At 72.4% G+C, this 2,377-nt stretch carries 3 protein-coding genes; 1 reads left to right on the top strand and 2 read right to left on the bottom strand.

What is annotated here, in order from left to right:
- Positions 1–756 (bottom strand): TerD family protein (locus G3I41_RS32150; protein ID WP_164404061.1); only part of this gene is annotated, 756 nt, incomplete at its 3' end.
- Between the two features lie 131 nt (positions 757–887).
- On the bottom strand, positions 888–1,508 hold the full coding sequence (locus tag G3I41_RS32145; protein WP_164404060.1) for a M48 family metallopeptidase: 621 nt from the start codon (positions 1,506–1,508) through the stop codon (positions 888–890).
- A 226-nt stretch (positions 1,509–1,734) separates the two neighbouring features.
- Here G3I41_RS32145 and G3I41_RS32140 point away from each other — a divergent pair.
- A partial coding sequence (locus G3I41_RS32140; protein ID WP_343242267.1) for a ThiF family adenylyltransferase occupies positions 1,735–2,377 on the top strand: 643 nt, incomplete at its 3' end.

Here is a 2,377-nt window from a genome sequence, read left to right as displayed (position 1 = left end):
GCAGATGCACGCCGCGCCGACGAGCGGGGCGGCGATCGTCGGCGCGGCGTGCATCTGCTGCTGCGCGGCGGGAGCGGGGGCCGGCGGGGTTCCGAAGGCGGGCGCGGGCTGAGGGACCTGGGGTGCCGGAGGGGCTGCCGGGGCGCCGAAGGACGGGGCCGGGGCCGCCTGTGCGGGCGGGGCGAACGACGGGGCCGCGCCCTGCGGCGGAGCTGCGGCCGGTTCCTCCTCGGCGACCTCGCCGCCGAAGTTCTTCAGCAGCGCTTCGAGGCCGCCGTCGAAGCCCTGGCCGACCGCGGCGAAGCGCCAGACGTCCTTGAGGTAGAAGTCGCCCAGCATGACGGCGCGCTCGGTGCTGAACTCCGAGCCGTTGAACGCGTACCTGACGACTTCCTCGCCGCCCGCGACGATCCGGATGTAGCCGGGGCCGACCTGCGACATCTGCCCGGCACCGTCCACGGTCGCGGTGAACGACAGCTTGTGGATGTTCGCCGGAATGCGGTCCAGGGTGACGCGGAACGATTCGGTGTCACCGGCCTGGGCCCCGAGGAGCTGAATGGACTCCTCGGGGGATTTCGGCTGATTGAAGAAGATGAAATACCGGTCGTCGGAGAGCTGTTCATTGGCATCGAGCCCGAAGCAGCTGATGTCAAAGCTCAGCCCCGGGCCGGCGATCTGCACCCCTACGTACAGGTCCGTCCCCGGTGTGAGATCGCTGATCTTGGCCTTGTGGCCGCGTTGGAATTCCCTGGCCATGCGTAACGACCGTCCCCCATCCGGAAGGTGAATGCGTCGCGTCAGGCTATCCGCAAACTCCGGCCCTGGGCGAAGCCGGTACAGACCCGGTACAGAAACACCCGGCGCCCCTCACCCGGCGCCACCACCTGTCACTCGCCGCGCGCGGCCGGCAGGTGCGGCAGCCGGTCGGCGGCCACCACGCCCTCCAGATAGCCGCGGGCCCGCTCGGTGCGGGGGTAGGCGTCCAGCAGCCGCCAGAACCGCGGCCCGTGACCGGGCACGAGGAGGTGGGCGAGTTCGTGGACCAGCACGTAGTCCACGACGTACTCCGGCATGCCCTGGAGCCGGTGCGACAGCCGGATGCTGCCCTCGGACGGGGTGCACGAGCCCCAGCGGGAGTTCTGGTTGGTCACCCACCGCACGGAGGCGGGCCTGGCCCGGCCCGCGAAGTACTGCGCGGACAGGCGCTCCGCCCGTTCGGCGAGCTCGGTGTCACCGAGGACGCGCCTGCTCTCCTGGGCGGCGAGCCTGTCGAGCATCACGTCCACCCAGCGCCGCTCCTCGGCCTCGGACATACGGGCGGGGATGAGCACGATCGTGCGGTCGCCCTCGCGGTAGGCGGAAACCGTTCTGCGGCGGCGGGCGCTTCTGCGGACCTCGACCGCGCTCGTCGCGGGGGCACGGCGGGCAGGGTCCGCACCGCGCCGGCGGGGTCCGGCGCCGGGCACGGCGGGCTCCCCGGCGGAGCCGGGCGACGGGTCGGCGGGCACGGCTCGACGTTACCCGCTGTGCGCGGGGGAAGTCCCGCCTCCGGGACGGTTCTCCATGATCGGCTCCACGCCTTGCACCATTTGAACGACTAATACCCACGCCTGTGGATAACTTCTCGCACGCCTCGGCGGCCCGCTGCATTCTGGCAAAGGAACACGCACAGCGGAGTCACGCACAGCAGAGTCACGCACAGCGGAGTCACAGACACACAGACCGGGGGAAGCCGTGCATCCGATGTTGAAGCCCGCACTGCGCCGCGCTTGGCGGGGCGGGGACACCGTGCAATTCGGAGTGACACCCGCACACGCGGTGCAGGTCGGCCCGATGGATATCGCGACGGGCTGTTTCATGGAACTGCTCGACGGCACCAGAGGCATGCCGCTGCTCCGTGAGCAGGCCAGGGCGATGGACTTGAGCGAGCGTCATGTGGACACGCTGGTGACGCGGTTGGTGGACGCCGGACTCGTGGAGGACGTGCGGGCGGGCGGTCCGGCGGCGGAAGCGCTGCGGGCCAGGTCCGACGTCCTGGAGCGTCACCGGCCCGACCTGGCCTCGCTCTCCGTCGTGCATCCCGAGCCCGGCGGAGGGATGCGCAGACTCGCGGCCCGCCGCTCGATGCGCGTGCAGGTCCGGGGCGCGGGCAGGGTCGGCGCGGCCGTCGCGGCAGTGCTCTCCGGAGCGGGGGTCGGCCGGGTGGAGGTCCTGGACGGCGGGTGTACGGAGCCGGGTGACGTGTCCCCGGGCGGGCTGCCCGCCTCCGCCGTCGGGGAGCGCAGGGACATGGCGGCCCGGCAGCTGGTCCGGCACTCCGCGCCCGGCCCGGGGCCCCGGGCTCCCGGGGCGGCGGGCCGCGGCTCAGCCGGGCACG

It is taken from the genome of Streptomyces sp. SID9727 (assembly GCF_010550605.1).
In the GTDB taxonomy this organism is placed as follows: domain Bacteria; phylum Actinomycetota; class Actinomycetes; order Streptomycetales; family Streptomycetaceae; genus Streptomyces.
This window is presented reverse-complemented; position numbering and strand designations above follow the sequence as displayed.